The 1135-nt window shown below is 63.1% G+C and carries 1 protein-coding gene; it reads left to right on the forward strand.

Annotated elements, in window-relative coordinates; translation table 11 throughout:
• Positions 1–1135, forward strand: a 1135-nt coding sequence (locus EKN06_RS15535) for a site-specific DNA-methyltransferase (RefSeq protein WP_127613814.1), incomplete at both ends; no start/stop codon positions are given.

Genomic DNA, 1135 nt, shown 5'->3' on the forward strand with positions numbered 1-1135 from the left:
CAGATCGTCGCCTCGATCCGCGCCTTCGGGTTCACCAATCCGATCCTCACCGATCCGCAAGGCAACTTGATCGCCGGGCACGGCCGATTGCGGGCGGCCAAGGCAATGGACCTTGCCGAGGTGCCGGTGATCGAACTGGCGGGGCTGAGCGAACCGCAGAAGAAGGCGCTGCGGCTTGCCGACAACAAGATCGCCTTGAATGCCGGGTGGGATGTGGAAATCCTCAAGCTCGAGCTGGCCGATCTCTCGATGCCCGAGATCGACATCGACCTGTCGCTGACCGGGTTCAGTTCGGGCGAGATCGATGTGGTGCTCGCAGGAACACCCGATCCCGATGACGAGGTGATCCCGGCCGTGCCGACCAGCCCGCGGGTCCAGCCCGGCGATATCTGGCAGCTGGGCGAACATCGCATTGCCTGCGGCGATGGCCGTGATGCCAAGTTCCTGCAGCAGCTGGTCGGCGAGAACGTGCAGATCGACTGCGCCTTTCTTGATCCGCCCTACAACGTGAAGATCAACGGCCATGCCAATGCCAAAGGCCGGCACCGCGAGTTCGCCATGGCCTCAGGCGAGATGGACGAGAACGAGTTCCGCGGTTTCCTGTCAGATACGCTGGGTGCCTGCGCTGCGGTCTCGCGCGATGGCGCGGTCCACTTCGTTTGCATGGACTGGCGCCATATGGACGACGTGACGGCTTCGGTGACCGACATCTATGGCGATCTGCTCAACATCTGCGTGTGGAACAAGAGCAATGCCGGGATGGGTTCGCTCTACCGCTCCAAGCACGAGATGATCTTTGTCTACCGGGTTGGCGATGCGCCGCACACCAATACGGTCGAGCTTGGCAAGCACGGCCGCAACCGCACCAACGTCTGGGATTACCCTTCCGTCAACTCGATGCAGGGATCCCGGCGCGAGGACCTGGCGCTGCACCCCACGGTCAAGCCGGTCGCGATGGTCGCCGATGCGATCTGCGATGTCACCCGGCAGGGCGAGCTCGTGCTCGATATCTTCCTCGGTTCGGGCACCAGCCTGATTGCCGCCGAGCGCGTCGGCCGTGCTTTCCGCGGTCTCGATATCGATCCTGCCTATGTCGATCTTGCCATGACCCGCTGGTCGCAGATCACCGGCAAGG

Origin of the sequence: Croceicoccus ponticola (assembly GCF_004004515.1) — a bacterium.
GTDB classification, from domain to species: Bacteria; Pseudomonadota; Alphaproteobacteria; order Sphingomonadales; family Sphingomonadaceae; genus Croceicoccus; species Croceicoccus ponticola.